General features: G+C 59.1%; 20 protein-coding genes. 3 read left to right on the top strand and 17 right to left on the bottom strand.

Annotated features, from left to right (window positions below):
• Positions 1-60: 60 nt before the first annotated feature.
• The 4 genes from ADH66_RS15550 to ADH66_RS15565 all read right to left on the bottom strand — a co-directional run bounded on the left by ADH66_RS15550 (position 61) and on the right by ADH66_RS15565 (position 5836).
• Positions 61-2052, bottom strand: a complete 1992-nt coding sequence (locus ADH66_RS15550; protein ID WP_066538936.1) for a beta-galactosidase — start codon at positions 2050-2052, stop codon at positions 61-63.
• A gap of 114 nt (positions 2053-2166) precedes the next feature.
• Positions 2167-3888, bottom strand: coding sequence for an extracellular solute-binding protein (locus tag ADH66_RS15555; RefSeq protein ID WP_066538934.1), 1722 nt, complete (start codon positions 3886-3888; stop codon positions 2167-2169).
• A 56-nt stretch (positions 3889-3944) separates the two neighbouring features.
• Positions 3945-4850 (bottom strand): carbohydrate ABC transporter permease, encoded by a 906-nt coding sequence (locus ADH66_RS15560; RefSeq protein WP_066538933.1) that lies wholly within the window; start codon positions 4848-4850, stop codon positions 3945-3947.
• A gap of 17 nt (positions 4851-4867) precedes the next feature.
• Complete coding sequence (locus ADH66_RS15565) at positions 4868-5836, bottom strand: ABC transporter permease (protein WP_066538931.1); 969 nt, start codon at positions 5834-5836, stop codon at positions 4868-4870.
• Positions 5837-6184: 348 nt separating this feature from the next.
• Here ADH66_RS15565 and efp point away from each other — a divergent pair, with 348 nt between their 5' ends.
• Together efp and ADH66_RS15575 are read left to right on the top strand one after the other, a co-directional pair.
• Positions 6185-6742, top strand: a complete 558-nt coding sequence (gene efp, locus ADH66_RS15570) for an elongation factor P (RefSeq protein WP_066538929.1) — start codon at positions 6185-6187, stop codon at positions 6740-6742.
• Positions 6743-6823: 81 nt separating this feature from the next.
• Complete coding sequence (locus ADH66_RS15575) at positions 6824-7288, top strand: CD1247 N-terminal domain-containing protein (RefSeq protein WP_066538927.1); 465 nt, start codon at positions 6824-6826, stop codon at positions 7286-7288.
• A gap of 55 nt (positions 7289-7343) precedes the next feature.
• Here the strand turns inward: ADH66_RS15575 and ADH66_RS15580 are convergent, their stop codons facing one another.
• From ADH66_RS15580 to ADH66_RS15590, 3 genes are read right to left on the bottom strand one after another with little or no spacing between them, the layout of a single operon-like run.
• Positions 7344-7535 carry a hypothetical protein gene (locus ADH66_RS15580; protein WP_066538925.1) on the bottom strand — a complete coding sequence of 64 codons (192 nt, stop codon included), beginning with the start codon at positions 7533-7535 and terminating at the stop codon, positions 7344-7346.
• Positions 7532-10855, bottom strand: coding sequence for a PD-(D/E)XK nuclease family protein (locus tag ADH66_RS15585; protein ID WP_066538923.1), 3324 nt, complete (start codon positions 10853-10855; stop codon positions 7532-7534). Before ADH66_RS15585 ends, ADH66_RS15580 begins: the two co-directional genes overlap by 4 nt.
• A 56-nt stretch (positions 10856-10911) precedes the next feature.
• The gene (locus ADH66_RS15590; RefSeq protein ID WP_157767223.1) at positions 10912-11523 is read right to left on the bottom strand and encodes a stage II sporulation protein R; all 612 of its coding nucleotides are present in this window, start codon (positions 11521-11523) and stop codon (positions 10912-10914) included.
• A gap of 123 nt (positions 11524-11646) precedes the next feature.
• On the opposite strand from ADH66_RS15590, the gene ADH66_RS15595 reads away from it, so the two are divergent.
• Complete coding sequence (locus ADH66_RS15595) at positions 11647-12489, top strand: putative manganese transporter (RefSeq protein ID WP_066538921.1); 843 nt, start codon at positions 11647-11649, stop codon at positions 12487-12489.
• A gap of 30 nt (positions 12490-12519) precedes the next feature.
• Here ADH66_RS15595 and ispE read toward each other — a convergent pair whose 3' ends face one another.
• The 10 genes from ispE to ADH66_RS15645 form a co-directional block, all read right to left on the bottom strand.
• Entirely contained in the window at positions 12520-13368 is an 849-nt protein-coding gene (gene ispE, locus ADH66_RS15600) for a 4-(cytidine 5'-diphospho)-2-C-methyl-D-erythritol kinase (RefSeq protein WP_066538919.1), read from the bottom strand.
• 33 nt (positions 13369-13401) lie between these two features.
• Positions 13402-14568 (bottom strand): pyridoxal phosphate-dependent aminotransferase, encoded by a 1167-nt coding sequence (locus ADH66_RS15605; RefSeq protein WP_236757254.1) that lies wholly within the window; start codon positions 14566-14568, stop codon positions 13402-13404.
• Positions 14564-15052 (bottom strand): Lrp/AsnC family transcriptional regulator, encoded by a 489-nt coding sequence (locus ADH66_RS15610; protein ID WP_066541890.1) that lies wholly within the window; start codon positions 15050-15052, stop codon positions 14564-14566. The genes ADH66_RS15605 and ADH66_RS15610 overlap by 5 nt, the downstream gene beginning before the upstream one ends.
• A 23-nt stretch (positions 15053-15075) precedes the next feature.
• Positions 15076-15888: a histidinol-phosphatase HisJ family protein gene (locus ADH66_RS15615; protein WP_066538915.1), complete on the bottom strand. Its 813-nt coding sequence runs from the start codon at positions 15886-15888 to the stop codon at positions 15076-15078.
• 77 nt (positions 15889-15965) lie between these two features.
• On the bottom strand, positions 15966-18317 hold the full coding sequence (locus ADH66_RS15620) for an endonuclease MutS2 (protein WP_066538913.1): 2352 nt from the start codon (positions 18315-18317) through the stop codon (positions 15966-15968).
• 10 nt (positions 18318-18327) lie between these two features.
• Entirely contained in the window at positions 18328-19050 is a 723-nt protein-coding gene (locus ADH66_RS15625; RefSeq protein WP_066538911.1) for a GNAT family N-acetyltransferase, read from the bottom strand.
• Positions 19051-19059: 9 nt separating this feature from the next.
• Positions 19060-19815, bottom strand: a complete 756-nt coding sequence (gene recO, locus ADH66_RS15630) for a DNA repair protein RecO (protein ID WP_236757083.1) — start codon at positions 19813-19815, stop codon at positions 19060-19062.
• Positions 19816-20178: 363 nt separating this feature from the next.
• The gene (locus ADH66_RS15635; RefSeq protein ID WP_066538909.1) at positions 20179-20631 is read right to left on the bottom strand and encodes a hypothetical protein; all 453 of its coding nucleotides are present in this window, start codon (positions 20629-20631) and stop codon (positions 20179-20181) included.
• Between the two features lie 22 nt (positions 20632-20653).
• Positions 20654-20845 (bottom strand): helix-turn-helix transcriptional regulator, encoded by a 192-nt coding sequence (locus ADH66_RS15640; RefSeq protein ID WP_066541883.1) that lies wholly within the window; start codon positions 20843-20845, stop codon positions 20654-20656.
• Positions 20846-20995: 150 nt separating this feature from the next.
• The gene (locus ADH66_RS15645; RefSeq protein ID WP_066538907.1) at positions 20996-22762 is read right to left on the bottom strand and encodes a Na/Pi cotransporter family protein; all 1767 of its coding nucleotides are present in this window, start codon (positions 22760-22762) and stop codon (positions 20996-20998) included.
• Positions 22763-22803 lie beyond the last annotated feature (41 nt).

Consider the following 22803-nt stretch of genomic DNA (forward strand, 5'->3'; position numbering starts at 1 on the left):
TACGGCCGCTATAACTGACAAAAAGGCAGCGCTTTCACACGCTGCCTTTTTGCCGTCTTCTTATCTTTTGACTATCACAGTATCAAAGCCTGATAGTTCCTCGACCTCTCTGCCGGTGAGCATATCCGTTTCGCCCTTAAAGCTCTCGGGCATAGCCTGGGGGGTCCCGGTCAGGTTGATGATGAACCAGTACTCCCTGCCGTCTATAACGCGCTTGTCTATCTCCAGCGGAGTTTCGTCCCGCACCAGCGGCTCCACCTTCAGCTCGTCCAGTATTCTTGCAAGCCCCTCGCTGTCCGGCTGGGTGCCCACATAGTAAACTGTTCCGCTGCCGAAGCTGTTCCTCGTTACCGCCGGCGTGCCCTTATAGAAGTCCTCGCCATAGGAGGCGACCACCTCCGCGCCCTCCAGGCGTATAAGGTCGCACAGAAGGCTGCATTTGCTCCGGGAGCCGTCCCCAAACACCAGGGTGTTGCTCTGTTCGGGGGCCAGAGCGTCTATCTCCTCGGCCCATATGCCGCACATTTTACGCAGGGGCCCGGGATAGCCGCCCAGGTGCACATTGTCGCTCTGGTCCACTATTCCGCTCATCATGCCCGTTACAAGGGTCCCACCGGCCTCCACAAAGCGCTCCAAGGCCTCCGCGACCCCCTCCTTGACCATATACAGCACCGGTGCGCAGATGACCTTATATCGGCTGAAATCGCCGTCTATGGGTATCATGTCCACGGGGAGGTGCCGCTCATAAAAATATCGGTAATACTGGTGTATCTGGTCCACGTATTTCAGGTCTATATTGGGCCCGCTGGTGTACTCAAGCGCCCAGTAGTTGTCCCAGTCAAAGATGATGCCCACCTCTGCCGGGTTTTTGGCCCCCAGCAGCTCGTCGCCAAGGCCCTTCAGCTCCGTTCCCAGCTGGGCGCACTCCTTGAATACCCTGGTGTCCCCGCTGCCGCTGTGGGCTATCACTGCCCCGTGGAACTTCTCGCAGGCCCCTTTGGAGCGTCTGAGCTGGAAGAACTGTATGGTGTCCGCCCCGTGGGCCACGGTCTGGTAGGACTGGGCCCGCATTTGGCCGGGTTTTTTCAAGGAGTTATAGGGCTGCCAGTTCTGCTGGCTGGGGGTCTGCTCCATAAGCATAAAGGGCGCATCCTTAAGGCCCCGCATAAGGTCGTGCTTCATGGCGGTGAGACTCCAGGGGGTATTATAGGCCGGGTAGTTGTCCCAGCTGACTATGTCCATTTCCTTGGCCCACTTGAAGTAGTCCAGGCCCTTATAGGTGCCCATCAGGTTGGTGGTAATGGGGGTCTCCTTGTCGTACTCCCTGATGGCGTCCCGCTCCATTTTGTAATTCTCCAGAAGGGAGTCGGAGAGGAACCTGTCATAGTCGATGGAGATGCCCGCGAAGGCGGTCTTGCGGGTGAAGCCGAAGCCCATGCCGTCGGAGAGGTCATTGGGGGCCACTATCTCGTCCCAGTCGTAGAAGGTGTGCCCCCAGAACTCCGTGTTCCAGGCGGCGTTCACCGCCTCCAGGGTGCCGTACTTCCTCCGCAGCCAAACCCGGAAAGCCTTTTCGCAGTTCTCGCAGTAGCAGCCGGTATTGTACTCGTTATTTATGTGCCAGCACACCACATGGGGGTTGCTGCCGTACCTTTTGGCCAGCTCCCCGGCAAGTTTTGCGGCGTACTTCTGCCATACAAGGCTGTTGGGGCAGTGGTTGTGCCGCTGGCCAAACTTATGCCTGCGGCCCTCAAAGTCCACCCGGGTCACCTCGGGATATTTCTTCGCCATCCAGGCGGGCATGGCTCCGGTGGCCGTGGCCAGCACGATGTCTATACCGTTCTCGCTGAGCAGGGCGATTATATCGTCCAGCTCCGAGAAGTCGTAGGTGTTCTCGTCTGGCTGCAGCTTCGCCCAGGAGAACACATTGACCGTGGCGGAGTTGATATCCGCCTTTTTAAACAGTTCCATGTCCTGGGCCCATATTTCCCGGGGCCACTGGTTCGGGTTGTAGTCGCCGCCGTACAGTATGCGGCTGAAGGGGGTTTTCATGGTAATTTCACCTTTCTATGGTTTTTTGGGTTAGTAATTGCAAAGCCCCCGCTTGCCCGTCAGGGCAGCGGGGGCCGTTTCAGCTTGATTTAAAATTCACACTGAAGGGGTATCTTACAGGTTGCCGTCCATATAGTCCTGGTACCACTGCAGCCAGTCGGCATACCGCAGGTCCTCCAGGCGCTTGCAGTAAGCCTCCCAGTCGGAGTCGCTGAAGCCGTCCATAACAGCCTGGGAGCGGAACTTCTTGACCTCGGCAAACAGGTCGGTGTCCAGGAAGCTGCGCTCGTCGGTGGCCTCGGGGGTCACGTAGATGGCGGGCAGCTGGTTCTCCTTCTTGACGAAGTCCTTGTTGACTTCCTTGACCATGTTGTCGCGCAGGGCGGCAGCAGGGCTCACGTCGCCGTCGTTCTTGGGAGTCTCGGCGATGGTCATCAGCGGAGGATCGTTAACGGTGCCGTAGGTATACTTCATGTGCTCGAAGGTGAACTCGGGATCGCCTTCGGGGACCAGGAAGTAGTAGACGCCGGGCTGATCCTCGTACTCGTCCCACAGTTTGCCCTTCTCGCCCAGAGCAACCGTCAGCTTGCTCTCGGTGTCGCGGGCCAGGTAGTCCCACAGCCTCAGAGCGGCCTCGGGATGCTCGCAGGTGTTGGTGATGACCCACTTGTTCTTCTGAACGGTGGAGCGGTCGATCTCGCCGTTGGCCACGGGCACGGTGTCCTCGTGGGCCTTCATGGTGGGCAGAACCACCCAGTCCTTCTCCTGCTCGGTGGAGAGGTACTCAAGGGCAGTCCAGCTATAGTAGGTGCCGACCTGATAGTTACGGACCTTGTTGGCGAAAACGTCGTTCTTCATGGAGAAGCCCTCCTGATCGATCAGGCCCTCGGTGTACAGGTCATGATAGAACTCCAGATACTCCCTGTACTCGGGGGTGTTAACAGCGCCCTGCACCTTGCCGTCGATAATGGTGTACATGGTGCTGGCGGCGTTGCCGGTGGCTCCGCCGTGGCCGATGCCGAACTGGCCCATGTCGTTGGTCAGGGACGCGCACCACATGTCCTCGCAGAAGCCGTAGGGGATCTCATCCTTCTCGCCGTTGCCGTTGGGGTCGCCGTCGCGGAAGGCTATCAGAACGTCCTTGTACTCCTCAAGGGTGGTGGGGATGTCCTTCTTCACCTTGTCCAGCCAAGTCTTGTTGATGATCTGGATGCCGTCGCCGGAGTTCTCGAAGAGAGCCTCATAGCGGCCCAGCATACCGTAGATGTGGCCGGAGGGGGTGGTGGCGATCTGCCGCCAGTCAACGGAGGTCAGTTCGTCATAGGTCTTCAGGCTGTTGGGGGCATAGGTCTCCAGCATATCCTCAAGGGGCACAAAGGAACCCTCGTTCTGCAGGATCTGTGTGTCGGAGAGAAGTGCCCAGAACACGTCGGGCATATTGCCGCCCGCCAGCAGCAGGGGCACCTGCTCGCCGGCAGTGCCTGCCGCCAGCTCCTGGAACTCCAGGGTCAGGCCGGTCTCCTCGGTGATGTTCTTAAAGGAAGCCTTCTCGTTGTAGCTCTGGGTGGTGTCCAGCATGTGGCGCTCCTTGCAGATCTTAAGGGTCACAGGCTCGGTCACGATGGGCAGCTCGGTGCCCGGGTTGGTGCTGTTTACCACCTCGCCGCTGGGCTCGCCGGCCTCGCTGGAGCTGTCGTCCGCCGCAGAGGAGTCGCCGCCAGAGCTCTCCTGGCTGCTGCTCTCAGGTGCGGAGCTGCTGTTGCCGCTGTCGCCGCAGGCGGCCATGATACCAACTATCATAGCCAGGCACAGCAGCAGTGCTAAAATTCTTTTCATGGTTTTCCTCCTTATGGGATTATGGAAATTTATATGGATTCTCCGGAAAATCCGGTTTATCCCTTGAGTGAACCGATCATAACGCCCTGTACGAAATACTTCTGGATGAAGGGGTACACGCAGATGATGGGCACGGTGGACACGACTATGGCTGAATACTTAATGACGCTGGCCATCTGCTGCAGCCTCTGAGCGGCCACGGGGTCGGTGCCGGTGTCTTGGGTGTTCATGTTTGCCACCAGCAGTATCTCACGCAGCACGTTCTGCAGCGGCAGCTTGCTGGTGTCCGACAGGAATATCATGGGCCAGAAGTAGCTGTTCCAGTAGCCTACGGCGATATACAGCGCGATGACGGCGATAATGGCCTTTGACAGCGGGAACACCATCTGGAAAACATAGCGTATGTTGGAGCAGCCGTCTATGGACGCCGCCTCCCAGAGGTCTCTGGGCAGGGAGCTGGCGCAGAAGGAGCGCACCAGAATGATGTTGTAGACCGTGATGCAGCTGACGATTATCATCAGGAACCTGGTGTTCATCAGCCCCAGGTTGTTTATCAGGATGTAGAAGGGTATCGTGCCGCCCTGGAAGTACATGGTGAATACGAAAGCCTTCATGATGAACCCGGTGCCGGGCAGGTCGTCTCTGCTGAGCACATATCCCGCCACCACCGTGCAGAAGGTGCCGATAACGGTGCCGCCCACGGTGTAGAGTATGGTGTTGCCATAGCCGGTCCAGATCTTTGTATTGGCGAACGTCCTCTCGTACCCCAGCCATGTAAGGCCCTTGGGGTAAAGCAGGATAGTGCCGTTATTGACGTACTGGGCGTCCGACAGGGAGGCCATCACCACAAACCACAGCGGGTACATGATGACTACCAGCAGCAGCAGCAGGATTACAAAGGTCACCGCATAGAAAACACGATCAAAAACGGGTTCCTTTATGACATTGGGATTCTTAGCCATTTTTCATTACCCCCCTCTTACCACAGGCCGGAGCCGAAGATCTTGTTGGACAGCTTGTTTGCGGCCACCAGGACGATGAAGTTTATCACGTTGTTCATAAGCCCTATGGCCGTGGAGAAGCTGAACTGGTTGTTGATAAGGCCAATCTTGTACACATACGTGGAGATGACCTCCGCAGTGTCTATGACAAGGTCGTTCTGCATAAGATAGACTTTTTCATAGCCTACGTTCATGATGTTGCCGCAGCTCATGATAAGCAGTATCACCATGGTGGGCATTATGGTGGGTATGTCTATATGCCATATCCTCTGAAGGATATTTGCCCCGTCTATAACCGCCGACTCGTGCAGCTCCGGGCTGACCCCGGAAAGGGCCGCGATGTAGATTATGGAGCTGTAGCCCATGCTCTGCCATATGCCCGACCACACGTACATATGGGGGAACAGGCTGGAAACGCCCATGAAGTAGACGGGCTCGCCCCCGAAGAACTTGATTATCGTGTTCACAAAGCCCGAAGTGGGGGAGAAGAACAGGTTCATCATGGCCACCAGAACAACGGTGGAGATGAAGTAGGGCATGTACGTAACGGTCTGCGCGAACTTCTTAAAGCGCAGGTTTTTTACATAGTTCAGGATTATCGCAAGGCAGATGGGGAAGGGGAACCCGGCGATAAGGCTGTATATGGACACCGTGAGGGTGTTCCTGACTATGTCCCAGCACCTTGGGGTGGAAAAGAACCTTATGAACCAGTCGAAGCCCACCCAGCGGCTGCCCCAGATACCTTCAGCGGGCCTGTAGTTCTTAAAGGCTATCACCAGGCCGTACAGAGGCCCGTACATGAACAGCGCTATAAATACCACGGCAGGTATCAGGAAGAAATAGAGCTGGTAATTCTGCTTTATGAGCTTGATACGGACCTTGCGCTTTTTCTGCTTGTCAGTCAGCTCCAGCGCCACCGCCGGTGCGGTGTTTTGTTTGGCAGCCATCGGGCAATCCCTCCTTATAACTGACACAGGCCCTAAAATGTGAACGGGATGTGTCTTATGACAAGGATTATAACACGCCCTCCAGGACTTGTCAAGTAAAAATTGCAAAAAATTACAAAAGTGTAGTCTTTTAGTTGTGCGGATTGCCCAGCCTCTCTCTGGGCTGCGCTCCTTCCCTTTCCGGAAGAGTTCACATTACCCCTCCTTGATAGGCAGCTTTCAGAAGGTAAACTTCTTGAGAGCCGCCTTTTCAAAGCTTATCTTTTAAAAACTCTTGCAATTCACGGCGAAATATATTAGAATAAGAGCATAAGAAACTGTCAAGAATATTCCGGGAGGTTTTTAACTATGGTAACGGCAGGCGATTTCAGAAACGGCGTGACCTTTGAGATGGACGGGAACGTGTACTCCATCATTGAGTTCCAGCACGTGAAGCCCGGCAAGGGCGCGGCCTTTGTGCGCACCAAGATACGCAACGTGATTTCCGGGGCGGTAACCGAGCGCACCTTTAACCCTAACGACAAGTACCCCACCGCTTTCATCGAGAGGAAGGACATGCAGTACCTCTACAGCGACGGGGACCTCTACTACTTCATGGACACGGAGACCTATGAGCAGGAGCCCATCAACGGCTCTGTGCTGACGGACAACTTCAAGTTTGTCAAGGAGAACATGGAGTGCAAGGTGCTCTCCTATAAGGGCAGCGTTTTCGGCGTGGAGCCCCCTAACTTCGTGGAGCTGGAGGTCACCAAGACCGAGCCCGGCGTGAAGGGCGACACGGCCACCAACACCTTAAAGCCCGCCACGGTAGAGACCGGGGCAGAGGTCCGTGTGCCCTTATTTATAAACGAGGGCGAGATGATAAGAATAGACACCCGCACCGGCGAGTACATGGAAAGAGCCTAACCCCGAAGGATAGGAAAAAAGTTTTGTCCACTTTTTCAAAAGTGGCAGGGTTTGGGGCAGAGCCCCAAGAAAGGAAAAATCATGAGTAATTCAGAACGCGCATCGTATATCCGCGGCCTTATGGACGGCATGGAGCTGGACCCGAACGCCAAGGAGACCAAAATATTTAACGCCATCATGGAGCTGCTCTCGGAGCTCTGCACCTCTGTGGACGAGCTTGAGGACGAGGTGGACGGCATCGCCGATCAGCTGGACGAGGTGGACGAGGACCTGGGGACCCTTGAGAGCGAGTATTACGGCATTGACAAGGACAGCTGCGGGTGCGGCGGCCATCATCACCAGGGGGGCTGCGGCTGCGGCCACCACCACGCCGAGTTCGAGGTTATCTGCCCCAGCTGCGGTGAGACCATCGGGCTCACCGAGGAGATGCTGGACGAGGACAGCATGGTCTGCCCCAACTGCGGCGAGACTCTGGAATTTGACTTCGACGAGGACGAGGAAGAGACCGAGCCCGAGGAGGAACCCGGGAAGGACATCGGGGAATAAGCCCACGAAAGGTTCACAGGCCCAGGCGGCGTTAACGCCTCCCGGGCCTGTTTCTTTATTCCTTTTTGCCTGTACGCTCAAGAAGCAGCTTCAGCCTGTCCTCCCCTTGTATGGCCCTGAGAGTGTCCTGGCGGCGCATTACCGCCAGTAAAAGGGTGAGTATTAGATTTACGCAGGTCACTATGGCCAGCAGCAGCTTTGGGCCGGTTCCCGGCTTTCCGCGCCCGGCCCCCCTCCGCTTTTTCATATGGGCTCCTCCTTATTGTCCATTCTCTTTTCTATCTCCGCCATGGCCTCCTTTTGACTAAGGCGTTCGTTCTCTATGTCCCTGTCGGAGAGCTCCCGGCCGCAGACGGCGGCATAGGGGCAATACTCACAGGCGCTGCGGTTCTTCATGTTGGGCTTTGCGGCGGCCTGCCCCCGGAGCAGCTCCCGGCCCATGGTGGCTATCAAGCGCCTGGAATACTCCAGTACCCTAATAAGCTCCCCCTCTGAGAGCACTGAGCTGTGGCTGTCCGGCGTGCCGTCCTTTTTCAGCGCCGCCGGTATGAACACCCCCTTGGCCCCCGCCTCCATTGCGGTTATTATCTCGCTGTCGGAGAGCACCAGGCCGCTCATGCGCAGCTGCCTGAGCTCCGCCTTCTCTATCTCCTCGGGGGCCGCGCCCCGCTGGGCGCTTACGTTGGGTTCCGCCGCCGGGACATAAAGTATGCCCGCCGGGAAACGCCGCCCGTCCTGTACCAGCGCCGCCAGGTATATCAGCATCTGCATATTGAGCCCATACAGCACGTCCCCAAGCCTAAAGTCCTTGCCCCCGGTCTTATAATCTATCACCCTCACATAGCTTCTCCCCCCGGGGTAGTGCAGGACGTCCACCCGGTCGATGGTGCCGCCCACGGTGACTACATCTCCGTCCCCGGTCTCCACCCTGAGGGTGGGCGCGTCCCGGCCCAGCTTCATCTCCGTGTGCTCCGGGACAAATTGGCTCTGGGCCAGCTCCAGCTCTAAGTGGCGTATGAGCTTATGGGCAGAGGCCCCCATGCGCCCCAGCCTGTACCGCTGGCGGCTTGAGAGCTGCTCCATGCCGCCCAGGTTCTCCCCGGCATACTCCTCTATCCGCCGGTCGATAAAATCCCGGAGTTCGTCCTCCGTCCAGCCCCCGCGCACCTCCCGGGGCTGTGAAAACACCTTTTCCAGCAGGTAGTGCATAAGGGTGCCGTATTGCAGCACGTCCACCTCCGCCGGGCGGCGCTCCCTGGCGTTCAGGCCGTAGCGGCAGAAGTATTTGAAGGGACAGCTATGGAAGGTCTCTATCTGGGTGGGCGAGAGAAAAATACGCTCGCCGTATACCCTCTTAGCCAAAGCCGGGTCCCGAAGCCGCTGGGGACGCTGCCCCGCCGCCCGCTCCAGGGCCTCCAGCCGCCCGGCCTGGCCCGGGTCCTCCCGGACAAACCTGCGCAGGGCCTCCGCCGCCGGGGTCCGCTCCCGCCAGCGGGCAGCCATCCGGGAGAAGGCCGCCTCCCGGGAATTCGCGAAGAAACTCTCCGGAAGCTCCTGCTCCGGCCGGAGGGTGGGGAACACCCCCCGCACCCCGACGATAAGCTCGCTGGGCTCCTTGTCCTCTCCCCCGGCGCTCATGGGCCAGGACAGTATAAGCCCTTCACTTGCAAGGCACGCCACGGAATATGCAAGGTAGCGTTCCTCAATGGCCCTCTGCTCCAGGGGGTCCCCCAGGGGCAGCCGAAGCTCTATCAGTTCCCGGCGCTCCGCGTCGGAAAACACCCCGGCAGCCTTGGGGTTCTGGGGGAAATCCCCCTGGGTGACCCCCATCAGGAACACCACCCGGGGCGCGGTCTGCCGCACCTGCTCGGCGGTGCCGAAGATCACCTGGTCGGCGGTCTCGGGGATATCGGACACGTCCTCCGCCGAGAGCACCTCCTTTAAAAGCCGGTAGTACCGCTCCCGGGTGGTCCTCCTGTCCCCCAAAATGCTGTGCAGCTGGTCCAGGGTCTCCATCAACAGGTCCCATACCCTGAGCTGCCGGGCGGCTATGGCGTCCTCCCCGGCAAGCTCTAACTGCCGGCAGTATTCCGGGAGCGTTTCCTCAAGTCCGAAGCTTATAAGCAGGTCATAGCAGGCCTGACTCATCTCTGCCCCGGAGCAGTCCGCAGTGGCGGCGGCAAAGGCCTCCAGTGGCGGGACAAGCCGGGCGCGCAGGGCGTTCAGCCGGGAAAGCTCCAACCCGTCCTCCTCTGTCATCTCCCAGCCAAAGCCCCTGGGGTGGCGCGCAAAGCTCTCCCTCCAGGCGGGGCCGGATAGCCTCCACAGGTAGGCATAGTTCTCAAGGTCCGAAATCTCCGCCGCCGTAAAGCCCGACACCCCGGTCTTTAAAAGCTCCAGCAGCTCCTCGGTGGCAAGCCCGCTCTGCACCGCCTCGAAGGCCCCCAGCAGGAACCGTGTAACCGGCTCCGCGTCCACCCGCACCGGCTGGGACATGAAGCAGGGGATATCCCGCTTTTTCAAGGCCACGTCCAGGCTGCCGTAATACTGCGAAGGATTGCGGCAGATGATGGTGATATCCTTATAGCGAAGCCCCTCCATTACCAGCCGCCGTATGCTTGCGGCTACGAACTCGCTCTCGTCGAACACGTCCCGGGCCCGGTACAGGGTCAGGCCCTCGTGGTCGGGGGAGGTCAGGACCTCCTCGGGGCAGAAGATCTGGGCCTCTAAAAGCTTCAGGTTCTCGTTGTGAAAGCGCGGGGACCTTATGAGGGTCACCGGGGGCAGAACCTCCACCCCCTGCTCCCCGGCTATGGCGGTAAGCTGGCGTCGGGTGCGGTCCACCAGGGCGAACAGACCCGCGTCCTCCTTTGAGAGCCCGTCGGTGCAGAGGGAGACCAGCACCCTGTCCGCCTGGGTCATGAGCCTTGAGAGCACCTTCAGTTCCTGCTGTGTAAACCCCTCGAAGGAGTCCACGGCAACGGTGCACCCGGAGAAGCTGTCCGCGCCCTCGAGGGCCTCATAGAGCCTCGTCAGGTCGTCCCGGCTGTCCAGGTAAGAGGCGGCCACCAGCGCGTCATAGGCGGCATAGACAGCCGAGAGCTCCCGGAGCTTTTGGGCGAGCCCCCGACTTTTAAGGCCCATGGCCGCGCCGGTCAGGTCCTCCGGGGTGATGCCGCACATTTTCAGCTCGTCCACGGCGGTGAGCATAAGCTCCGTCATGCGCCCGGATTTGACAGCGCTTCTGTACACCTCCAGCCCCTCCTCGCAGGCGGCCAGGGCCGAGGACATGAGTATGCGCCGGCCCCCGTCGGTGAGCCTGTGGCCCGCAAGGCCCCCCAGCCGGTGGAACACGGACTCCGCCAGCCGGGTAAAGCTGTACACGCCGATGGCGCCCGCCCTCTGGGGCCCCGCCAGGCGCAGCATGGCCTTTTCGGTCTCGAAGGTAAACTGCTCCGGGACCAGCATTATACATTTCGAGTCTCCGGAGAGGGCGCGGTCCGCAAGGGCCCGCCGCAGGTATTCGGTTTTCCCGCTTCCGGCGCGGCCGAGTATGAACTGGAGCATGGGGCCTCCTAAGTAGCAGTATTTTTATAATAGCAGTAATGCTATTATACAACAGTTCATGCCCCAGGGGCAAGCCAATTTTTCAATTCTTCATAGAGCTCCGCCAGCTTGAAGCTCACCTGCAGGCCCTTGTCCCTTACAGCCTCCCGCTGCTCCGGGGGCAGCTCCGCCAGCACGTCCTCACCCTGGGCCGCGGGCAGGCATAGGGCCGGGAACACCACGCACCACCAGTTGTGGCCGGAGCCCTCTCCTATCACCACCCGCAGGGTCCTATACCTCCCGGCGGGCAGTGTAAAGCCCTCATACTCCCTGGTGTGGAAGAACTCGTCGGTGACGGTGACCGTGACCGCGTCTGTAAAACCATTTTCTTTTACAGCTCCCCGGGCCGCTTCGGTGATACCCTCCAGGTGGGTGCAGACAGCGGCGTTGGCCTCATACAGGCTGTCCGCCCCCTGGCACCAGCGGGCGGCCTCGTTAAGTACCGCGTCCCGGACCTTTAGCTTCAGGGACTGGTCGGCTTCGCTGTCGGAGTTTGCCACCACATGCAGGCGCAGTATGTTCTCCGGCAGCTGCTCGGCGGGTCCTGCGGCTGTGAGCCATGAAAGGGCGCAGGCTGTAGCCAGCGCGCAGAGGGCGGCTTTAAAAAGACGGTTTTGCTTCACGTTCATATTATCATACCTTTCGCCATATTCTGGGAAAAGTATGGGCATTTGAGGCGGCTTTTATGCGGGGCTGTTCAAAACCAAAATTTTGTGGTATAATATGAAAAATGCTTGATATGAGGGTGGAGTATGCTGGATATACTTATTGACGCGGTTATAGACTCACTAAAGACACTGCCCTTCCTCTTCGGCGCATACCTGCTCATAGAATTCCTGGAGCACAGGGCCGGCGACGGAATGGCCCGACTTTTGGCCCGGCTGGGGCCCCTGGGCCCTTTGGGCGGAGCGGCCCTGGGCTGCGTGCCCCAGTGCGGGTTCTCCGTGGCGGCGGCCAATTTCTACGCCGGGCGGCTCATCACACCGGGCACCCTTATCGCGGTGTTCCTGGCCACCTCAGACGAGGCCCTGCCCCTCCTGCTCTCAAGACCCGGGGCCGCGGGGAGCCTTTGGCCGCTGCTGGGGGTAAAGCTCTGCGCCGGGGCTGCAGCGGGAATCGCCGTGGACCTTGTGTACAGCCGGTTTCTAAAGCAGAAGCTCCGCGAGCCCTTCCAGGAGCTCTGCGAGGACTGCGGCTGTGAGGAGAAGGGCGTGTTCCGATCGGCGCTGGAGCATACGCTGAAAATATTCCTGTTCCTGCTGGCGGTAAACGTGGCGCTGGGCTGCGCCCTCGAGCTGGTGGGAGAGGAGAACATCTCCCGCCTGCTGCTGTCGGGAAGCGTCCTTCAGCCCCTGCTCTCAGGACTCCTCGGCTTTATCCCCAACTGCGCGGCCTCGGTGATACTTACCGAGCTGTACCTGGGGGGCTCCCTGTCCTTCGGGGCGGCGGTGGCCGGGCTCTGCACCGGGGCTGGGCTGGGGCTGCTGGTGCTGTTCCGGGTAAATAAAAACTGGCGGGAGAACCTGTGCATCACCGGTGTGCTATATGTGTCGGCGGTGGTAACCGGCACTCTCTGCCAGCTTATCCTTCCATAGAGAAAGCACCCATATGGGTGCTTTCTTTTTTTATATTCCAGCGCAGGGCTTGGCCAAAAATATCTTTCCCATCCCGACCATCTGCTCCATGGCCTCCCGGGCCCGCTGCTCCGTCTCGAAGATGCCGTACACGCTGGAACCGCTGCCGGTCATCATCGCGCCCAGGGCCCCAGCGTCCGTCATGGCCCTTTTCAGCGCCCTCACCGGCGCCATGCGGAGGGTTTCGTCGAAACGGTTGGCAAGGCTCCTGCCGATACGCTTGAGGCTCCCCACAGCCATGGCCTCCAGCATCCGGGGCGTGGCCTGGATGCTTGAGAGGGGGTACTGGTCCAGAAGGGCGTAGGCCCTGGGGGTGCTCATACCAGTGGGCGGTTTGCAGACCACCAGCCAGCATTCCGGCATGGGGGCTATAGGCTCCACCTGGGCGCCGGTCCCCGTGCACCTGGCCGCGCCCCCAATAACGCAGAAGGGCACGTCCGCGCCCACCTTAACCCCCAGCTCCATGAGCTTCTCCGCCGAAAGCTTTGTCTCATACATCTCGTTAAGGCCCCGAAGCACCGCCGCCGCGTCCGCGCTGCCGCCGCCCATGCCGGAGCGGCTTGGTATGTGCTTTTTTATAAATATATACACGCCCTCGTTTTGAAGGCCCCGGTCCTCAAGAAAGAACTTCGCCGCCCGAAAAGCGGTGTTCTTACTGTCTGTGGGAAGACTCTCCCTGTTGCACTGAAGGTGCACCCCAGGCTGGCGGCTGTGCTGTATCTCCAGCTCGTCCCAGACGGATATGGTCTGCATCACCGTGTCCAAAAGGTGATAGCCGTCCTCCCGTCTGCCGACCACGTCCAGGGTAAGGTTTATCTTACCGTAGGCATTTATTTTCATAATATCAACTCCTGGCCGAAGCCCCAAAAAGCTCTACAGCTCCTCAAGGAACGCCCGTATTCTTGACAGGGCCTCGGTGATATGCTTTACGGAATAGCAGTAGGATATACGCACAAAGCCCTCGCCGCAGGGCCCGAAGGCGCTGCCGGGCACAACGGCCACCTGCTTGCTGTATATGAGCCTCTCGCAGAACTCATCGGAGGTAAGGCCCGTGGACTTTACAGAGGGGAACACATAGAAGGCCCCCTTGGGCTCGAAGCATTTTAAGCCGATCTCGTTAAGGCCGTCCACGATAAGCCTTCTCCTCATGTCGTACTGGCCCCGCATATATGCCATATCGTCGTCGCCGTTTTTTAGGGCCTCTATGGCCGCGTACTGGCTGGTGGTGGGGGCGCTCATTATGGCGAACTGGTGCAGCTTTACCATCAGGGAGATTATCTCCCTTGGCCCCGCCGCGTACCCCAGGCGCCAGCCTGTCATGGAGTGGGCCTTTGAAAAGCCGTTGACCACAATGGTCCGCTCCATCATCCCCGGCAGTGAGGAAAAGCATATATGTCCCTCCTGGGTATAGGTCAGCGCCGCGTATATCTCGTCGGAGAGCACCAGAAGGTTGTGCTTTTCCACCACCCTGGCTATCTTCAGCAGCTCCTCCCGCTCCATCACAGCCCCGGTGGGGTTGTTGGGGTAGGGCATAATGAGGAGCTTTGTCCTCTCGGTTATATGGGCCTCCAGCTCCTTTGCCGTCAGCTTAAAGCCGTTCTCCGGCCCGGTCTCTATGGTCACCGGCACCCCCCCGGCCATCTGCGCGATGGGCACATAGCACACAAAGCTGGGCTCGGGTATCAGTACCTCGTCCCCTGGGGTTATAAGGCTTCTGACGCAGAGATCTATGGCCTCTGACCCGCCCACGGTTATGAGCACCTGGCTCTCGGGCTCATACTCCACGCCGTAGTGCCGGGAAAGAAAGCTCGAGACCTCCTGCCGCAGCTGTATAAAGCCCCTATTGGGCGTGTATCTTGTGCGACCCTTCTCAAGGGACTCTATGCCCGCCTCCCGTATGTGCCATGGGGTATGGAAGTCCGGCTCCCCCACTGAGAGGGATATCACGTCCTCCATCTCGTTGGCTATGTCGAAGAACCGGCGTATGCCCGAGGGCTTTATCTCTTTTATAGTGGGATTCACCAGCTTATCATAATCAATCACAAAGGTTGCTCCCTCTCTCGTCGATTTCCTCGTAGTCGCTGTTAAAGACCACGCCGCCGTCCTTGTACTTGGTCAGCACGAAGTGGGTGGCCGTGGACAGTACGCCGTCGATGGGGGCCAGCCGCTTCTGCACGAACATCGCCACGTCCTGCATACTGCGCCCGCCAACAGTGACCGCCAGGTCATAGCCCCCGGACATAAGGTATACGCTCTCCACCTCGGGGAAGTTCATTATCCGCCCGGCTATCTCGTCAAAGCCCGTGTCCTTCTGGGGCGACACCCGCAGCTCGATAAGGGCAGCGGCCTTCTGGGTCTCGGTGCGCTCCCAGTTCACAAGGGTGTGATAGCCCTTTATAACGCCTTCCCGCTCATACTGCTTTATGGCGCTCTCCACCGCGCCCTCCTCCTCGCCCAGCATCACGGAAAGCTGCTTGGGGGTAAGCTTCGCGTCCTCCTGCAAAAGCTCCAAAATCTGCTCCATTGCCATATTCACTCGCTCCTTTATTATTCCAGCGGCAGCATTACGGGCTCGTGCTGCCTGTATAGCGCAAACTCGGTAAAGCCTATCGCCCTTGCCTCTGCCATGGCCCGGTCTATGCCCCGGCCCAGATGCTCCATGCGGTGGGAGTCGGAGCCGAAGGTCAGAAGCCTGCCCCCCAGCTCATAGTACCGCCTAAGCAGCCCCGGCCCGGGCATGGTCTCCCCCAGCCCGTTAAAGAAGCTCGAACTGTTGACCTCAAGGGCCTTTTTGTGCTCCATAAGGCTTTTAAATACCCCGTCGATTTTTTCATAATGCCGCTCCAGGTCAACTATAACTCCCTGCTCCCCCTGGATGTACCGCAGGGGATATGTCAGGTGGCCCAGGCTGTCAAAGCCCCCCAGTTCTATCATCTCCAAAAGCTCGTCCCAATAGGTGTCCAGAAGTCCATCTATCTCCTCCCGGGGCTTCTCCCGGCAGTCCATATAGTAGAAGTCCTCTTTATCCCGAAGGTTGTGCAGGGACCCTATCACAAAATCGTATGGATATTTCTCCACGGCCTCCCTGGCCCCCTCCGGGTTCTGGGTGGCCTGGCCCAGCTCTATGCCTTTAAGAAAGACAAGCCCCTTTGGCACACTGAGCTTCTCCATCTCCGCCCAAGCAATGGCCTGCCGCTCCCTGTACTTCCCCTCATACTCGTTGCACTCGCAGTGGTCCGTGAGGGTATAGGCGTAAAGCCCCAGCTCCCGGGCCCGCTCCGCCATAGCCCCCGGGGAGTGCTCTCCGTCCGGGGAACAGTTGGAGTGGCTGTGGCAGTCGGAGGCGTATTTATGTTCCATAGCCATGCACCTCTTTTGCAAATTCGTGACGTACATTATAGCACATTTGGGTGGCGCAGGTCAAGGGCCGGGGGCCATTACTTCAGCTCCACAATGGTGACCCCGCTCTCCCCTTCGCCAAAAGCCCCGAGCCTGAAGCTCTTCACCCCCGGGCAGCGTCTCAGGTGCTTCTGCACTGCGGCCCGCAGTACCCCGGTGCCCTTGCCGTGGATGATGGTCACCTGGGCAAGGCCCATGCGGCCCACCCTGTCCAGGAAGCCGTCCACCTCCATAAGCGCCTCGTCGGCGTTCATACCCCGAAGGTCCAGGCTGGTGCCGGCCTCCGGCGCGGACACGTTCTTCGTCACCGTCCGGCCCCGTGGCCTATCCTTCTGCTTCTCCTCCAGCAGCCGCAGGTTTTTCACATCCACCCGGGTCTTGATTATCCCCGCCTGGACCAAAACCTGGCCGTCTCTGGGGGCCTCCAGCACCACGGCCTTTTTATCAAGGTCGAATATCAGCACATTGTCCCCGGTTCTAAGCTCCCTTGGCAGGGTATAATCCCCAACCTCGCGCCTGTGCACCGGGTCCGCCGAGGCCTCCATATCCCGCATACCGGAACGCAGCCGGGCCTTCTGCTCGGCTGAAAGGCTCTTATTCTTCTGCCGTCTCATTTCGTCCAGCTCGTTTAAGAGCGCGTCCGCCTGCCTGCGGGTCTTCGCCACGATGTCAGTAGCCTCCTTGCGGGCCTGTTCCAGCTCCCGCTTGGCCTGGACCCCGGCTTCGGCCTGTTTGGCTTCAGCCTCTCTGATGCTGTCCCGGGCTCTGGCCGCCGCCTTCTTCGCAAGCTCCAGCTCGTCCTGGAGTTTCCGCCGGTCCTCCTCAAGGCGGCCTATGACCTTCTCAAACTCGCTGCTCTCCCTTGAGACCAGCTCCCCGGCCCGGTCCACTATCCGCTCTTCTAAACCAAGCCGCTTTGATATGGCAAAGGCGTTGGACTTGCCCGGCACGCCGATAAGGAGCCGGTAGGTGGGCCTTAGGCTCTCCACATCGAACTCGCAGCAGCCGTTCTCCACCCCCGGTGTCTGCAAGGCGTAGGCCTTCAGCTCCGCGTAGTGGGTGGTGCAGGCAAGCTTCACTCCCTTGCCCCTCAGCTCCTCGATTATGGCCGCCGCCAGGGCCGCCCCCTCCACCGGGTCCGTGCCCGCGCCCAGCTCGTCCAGGAGCACCAGGCTTTTTTCGTCCGCCGCTTTAAGAATGCTTATGATATTTGTCATGTGGGCCGAGAAGGTGGACAGGCTCTGCTCAATGCTCTGCTCGTCCCCGATATCCGCCAGGATATGGTCAAAGACAGATACCTCGCTGCCCTCCCCGGCGGGTATCATCAGCCCGCACATGGCCATCAGCGACAAGAGCCCTACGGTCTTCAGGGCCACGGTCTTGCCGCCTGTATTGGGCCCGGTGATGATAAGGGTGTCGAAGCTTTTCCCAAGGCTTATATCCGTGGGCACCACCTTTTCCTTGTGTATTAAAGGGTGTCGGGCGGCGTGCAGCTCTGTCACGCCGTCCTCCCGCACAGTTGGCGTCACGGCCTTCATGCGGTAGGCGGTCTGGGCCTTGGCGAAGATGACGTTCAGCTCCACGGCGCACTTATAGCTGTGTATGATGCCGTCGGCAAACTCCCCCGCTTCTGCGGAAAGCTCCCGCAGTATGCGGTTTATTTCCTCCAGCTCCTCCGACTGCAATACGCGTATTTCGTTGTTAGCCTCCACCACGCTCATGGGCTCGATGAACACCGTGGCCCCGCTGGAGGAGGTGTCGTGCACAAGCCCGGGCACCTCTCCCCGGAACTCGGCCTTTACCGGTACCACGTACCTGCCGCCCCGCTGGGTTATGATGCTCTCCTGCAAGTGCTTCTGGTGAGCCGGGGAGCGCACCAGCTTGTCCAGCTGGTCCCGGGCCCGGGCCGAGGCGTTGCGTATTTTCCGGCGTATGGTGGCAAGGGCCGGGGAGGCCGCGTCGGCCATCTCCTCCTCGCTGACTATCGAGGTAAATATCTTCTCCTCAAGGTACTTGTTTGGGGTCAGCACCGAGAAGCGGTCCGAAAGGGCCGTCCTCATGCCCGCAGATTTATCGTGCCAGCTTTGTAGGGAGCGTATGGAGCGCAGCGTCCCCGCCACGTCCAGAAGCTCTCTCATGCCAAGGCTGCCCCCGGCCTGTGCCCGGCGCAGGGGGTTACTTACGTTCTTCAGATCCCTGAAGCTGGGCCCGCCGAACTTGGCCATCAGCACAAAGGCCGCGTCCGTCTCCTCCAGGAGCAGCCGGGCCTCTCCGGCGCTTTTCACCGGCTCTATAGAACGCACGGCCTCTGCCGCGTCGTCGCAGGTGGTCTCCGCCGCCACAAGGTCGAGTATCTTGTCGAGCTCTAAGGCTCTATAATTTTTATCCATAGTATTATCCTCAATTTATAGTGATATCTTTATATATGTAGTCTTCCAAAAGCGTATTGCTGTAGGTATCCACCCATAGGGGCCGAAGCCCCGCCCGGTGGGCCACCGACTGGGAGCCTATATTCGTCACCGACGCGCTGTAGAAGGGCGCCTGCCCCCGGGCCATCAGCTCCCTCGAGAGCCGCGCCACCAGCGCCGCCCCAAGGCCCTCTCCCCGGTGGGCGGGGTCCGTGTCCACGCCCATCTCCCACAGGCCCTCGTACTCCTCCCCGGCCCCGGCAAGGGCTATTATCCTGTCCCCGCTTTTGGCAAAGAACACTATGCCCGTGCCGGTATGGCCGTCTTCGTCAAAGGCCAGGGAGTTGGGAAAGCCCTCAAGCCCCGCAAGCTCATACACGCCGTCCCTCTCCAGCAGGCGGTAATCATAGCCACCGGGCAGTGGCAGATCAGGCACATGGTCCGGGACAAAGTGTATGGTCTGCCCGTAAACCAGGGGCAGCTCGAATATCTCGTCCCGGCTGCGGCCCTCTGTGAGCCTTCGCGCCCCGGGGAGCAGCTCCGGGGACGCGGAGACTATTACCCGCTCCCCGATGGCCGCAAGCTTCAAATAGGGCTGTCCGGCGCGGTCATTTTGCACGTAGAGCGTCCCGGAACCGGACAGTTCCTCCGGGAGGCACCCCAGCTCCGCCGCAAGATAGCGCCGGGCTCTGTCAAATATAATATGTCTGTTCATAAGTTTCTCCTAAGTTAAAAGGCTGTGGTAAAAATCCAGGGTCTTAAGCCGCCTTTGCAGGACGCTTATGGAATAGGCCTCGGCGGCCTCCGAGAGCTCCCGAAGGGGCGCGCCTTTAAGGGCGAAGGCAAAGGCCTTTTCCAGGGGCGAATAGATAATGTGCCGCATAGCGGTAAGGGCTGCGGGCGACAGGCCCAGGGCGGGGGTGTCCTTCTGAAGGTAGCACTTTTCACAGTAGAGTTCCCCCCTGGTGACCCGGAGGAACATGCGCTCCGACTCATAGGCCCCGCAGGCGGCGCAGGCCACCAGGTCCGGCATAAATCCGGACATAGAAAGCATACGGAGCTCTATAAGGGCCTTTAAAAGCTCCGGGGGACGGCTGCCCTCCGACAGGAAATGCAGGGTGTTTAGCACCAGCCGCAGATACTCCCCGGAGTCCGGCCCCTCGGGCACCAGCTCCTCTGTAAACTGGCAGAGGTACTGGGCAAGGGCCAGGGCCACTATATCCGAGCGCAGACCGAAAAAGGTCTCTATGGGTATGGCGGAGTTTATTATGTACCGCTCCCGGCCCCGGTAAAGGTCCAGGCGGGAGTAGCACAAAAGGCTTGTGGCGGCGTTTTTGCCGTCGGAGAGATTCTTGGCCCGGCGGGCAAAGGCCCTGATAACGCCCTGGTCCTCAGTGAGGACCGTGACCAGCCGGTCGCTCTCCCCCAGGGTCATCTCCCGAAGGATAAGCCCCCGGGTCTTCTGCTTCTTCTCTGCCACGGAGAACCTCCTCCCTATGATCTATGCTCCTTACCTGCACATAGCGCAGATAGTCCTCCACCCGGCCGGACCGGGCAAAGCAGTTCCAGGCTTGCGTCTCGTTCATTGGCGGCAGCCCCCCTGTCCAAATAAGTTTGCTACATTAGCATTATTTGCACCTAAGGGGCGGCTATGAGAGGAAAAAATATCTTTTATCGACACGGTACGACGGACTTTTTGAAGATTTTGTGCTTTAGAAAGGTTGGAATAGTAAACGCGCTTATTAACCGCGTTTACTATACACCTATTTTACATGGAATTCAGGTAATATGCAAGGGGTAAAAAATAAGAGCTCCCGGTCTCCCGGAAGCCCCATATTATCCGTCACTCCTCGTCCCTTCTGCGCCCGTCATACACCCGCTTGCCTATAAACAGCAGGCATACCCCCAGCATCACCGCCGCCTGTATCAGCCCCGCGCCCCGGGTGTTCAGCGCGCCGTTTTCTATGAGGGGCTCGTGGCCGATAAAGATGCTCGTGCCGATCAGCACCGCCAGCACCAGCCCGCATAGCCCCAGGAAAATATACAGCGAGTTCTGCCTGCGGCTGCGGGGTAAAATGTCCCGCAGGATAAACTCCACCAGCGCAAGCCCCATCCCGGCCCAGAATATGAGAATATTTCCCCACATTCCCTGGGCCCAGACTATCCCCTCGTCCCTCAAAAACCCGTCGATAAGCAGCAGGGCCATCATCAGTATCAGCGAATGCTTATACACGTCCCCTCTCAGCAGCAGCTGCCGCTCGTCCAGTCCGTCGTCTCCCATAAAGCATTTTTTCATTTTTGATGCTCTCCTTTCAAAATTACCGTTCGTCCTCCCCGGGCCAGAAAAGCTCGTTGAGGGTCACGCCCAGGGCGCGGCAGATGTCCACGCACAGCCGGACGGTGGGGTTGTAGTCCCCCTTTTCGATGGCCACCACGGTCTGCCTTGTCACGCCCACCCTGTCGGCCAGCTCCTGCTGGGTGAGCCCCTTGGCAGCCCTTGCGGCCTTCATCTTAAGGTTTTTGCCCAAGCCATCACCTCCATGCCCTTAGTGTACACTATTCATTCCAAAAAGTCAAGTATATATTACAAAAAGATTTTAATAATTTACATTACCCTGCAAAAAAAGGAGCCCGCAGAAGGCTCCCTTCATATTATTGAACTATTCCGTCGCCTGCCCGCCGCTTACCGGCAGCACGTACCTTTGCAGGCTCTGCTCATACTCCCTGGTAAACTCCGGGCTGCCAGAGCTCTTCAGCTGGTTCAGATACCCATGGTTCTCCAGCGCCGAGTCCTTCACCTGTATCACCGTCACCGCGATATTAGAGCAGTGGTCCGAAACCCTCTCATAGTTTGTCAGAAGGTCCGTCAGCACAAAGCCCAGCTCAATGGTGCACCGGCCCTCCTGCAAGCGCCGCACGTGCCTGTTTTTAAGCTCCAGCTTAAGGCTGTCCACCACCTGCTCCAGGGGCTCCACCCGGGCGGCAAGCCTTGTGTCCTCCCGCTCGAAGGAGTCCACCGTCAGGTTCAATATATCTATAATGGCCTGGGTTATGACCCCCAGCTCCTCCTGGGCCTTCTCGGAAAACTCCAGCCCCTTGTCGTCTATCTCCTGTGCCGCCCGCAGAATGTTCATGGCATGGTCCCCTATGCGCTCGAAGTCCCCTATGGCGTGCAGAAGCTCCGCAGCCTCGTTGCTGTCCGCCTGGGACAGATCCTTGCTGCTCAGCTTCACCAGGAACGTGCCCAGGGTATCCTCATAAAGGTCCAGCTGCTCCTCCTGTTCGGTTATCTCCCGGGCTATGCCGTCGTCATACTCCTTTGTAAGCCCTATGGCGCTGAGCATGGAGTCCCTGGCCGTATGGGCCATCTTCACAGCTAAAGCCCTGCACTCGCTTATGGCGAAGGCCGGGGAGAGCATAAGCCGCTCGTCCAGAAGGGTCTCCCGGACGTTGGTGTCCCGGACCGTCAGCTTCGCCAGGCCCTCCAGCTGCTTTGAGAAGGGCAGCAGCAGGGCCGTGGTGATAAAGTTGAACAGGCTGTGCACAAGGGCAATGCCCACGGCATTTATGGGCGAGTCCGTGAACTCGAACCGGAACAGCGAGTTCAGCGCGTAGAAGCCCAGAAGGCATATCACCGTGCCCAGCACGTTGAAGTAGATATGCACCGCCGTCACACGCTTGGCGTTCTTGTTGGCCCCGACGCTTGAGAGCAGAGAGGTAACGCAGGTGCCGATATTCTGGCCCATTATGATGGGTATGGCCATGCCGAAGGTGATGCTGCCGGTCATACTCAGGGACTGCAAAATGCCCACCGAGGCCGCCGAGCTCTGTATGACCCCGGTGACCACGGCCCCCAGCAGCACGCCCATAAGGGGGTTTTTGAACATGACCAGTATATCCTGGAATACGGGCATATCCGCCAGGGGGCTGACGGACTGGCTCATAAAGCTCATGCCGGTCATGAGTATGGAAAAGCCGATGAGCACATGGCCCGCGTCCCGCTTGCGCCCCTGCTTGCAGGTCATTATCAGCAGTATGCCCACAAGGGCCAGAAGGGGCGAAAAGGACTCAGGCTTGAGCATTTTAAGCCAGATATTGTCCCCCTCTATGCCCGCGGCGCTTAATATCCAGGCCGTAAGCGTGGTGCCGATATTTGAGCCCATTATGACCCCGATGGTCTGGGACAGCTCCATTATGCCGGAGTTCACAAGGCCCACCAGCATTACCGTCATGGCGGAGGAGGACTGTATGGCGATGGTTATCACCGCCCCCAGAGCCAGACCCTTCCACCGGTTTGAGGTCATTACCCTGAGCACCGACTCCAGCTTGCCGCCCACCATCTTCTCCAGAGCCGACGACAGCACGTTCATGCCGTACAAGAAGAAGGCCAGGCCCCCCAGCAGGGTGAAGACCGAAAAAATATCCATAGATTAACCCCTCACATTTTCCCCTTGATTCTCTGCAAGTC

It is taken from the genome of Acutalibacter muris (assembly GCF_002201475.1).
Classification (GTDB): Bacteria; Bacillota; Clostridia; order Oscillospirales; family Acutalibacteraceae; genus Acutalibacter; species Acutalibacter muris.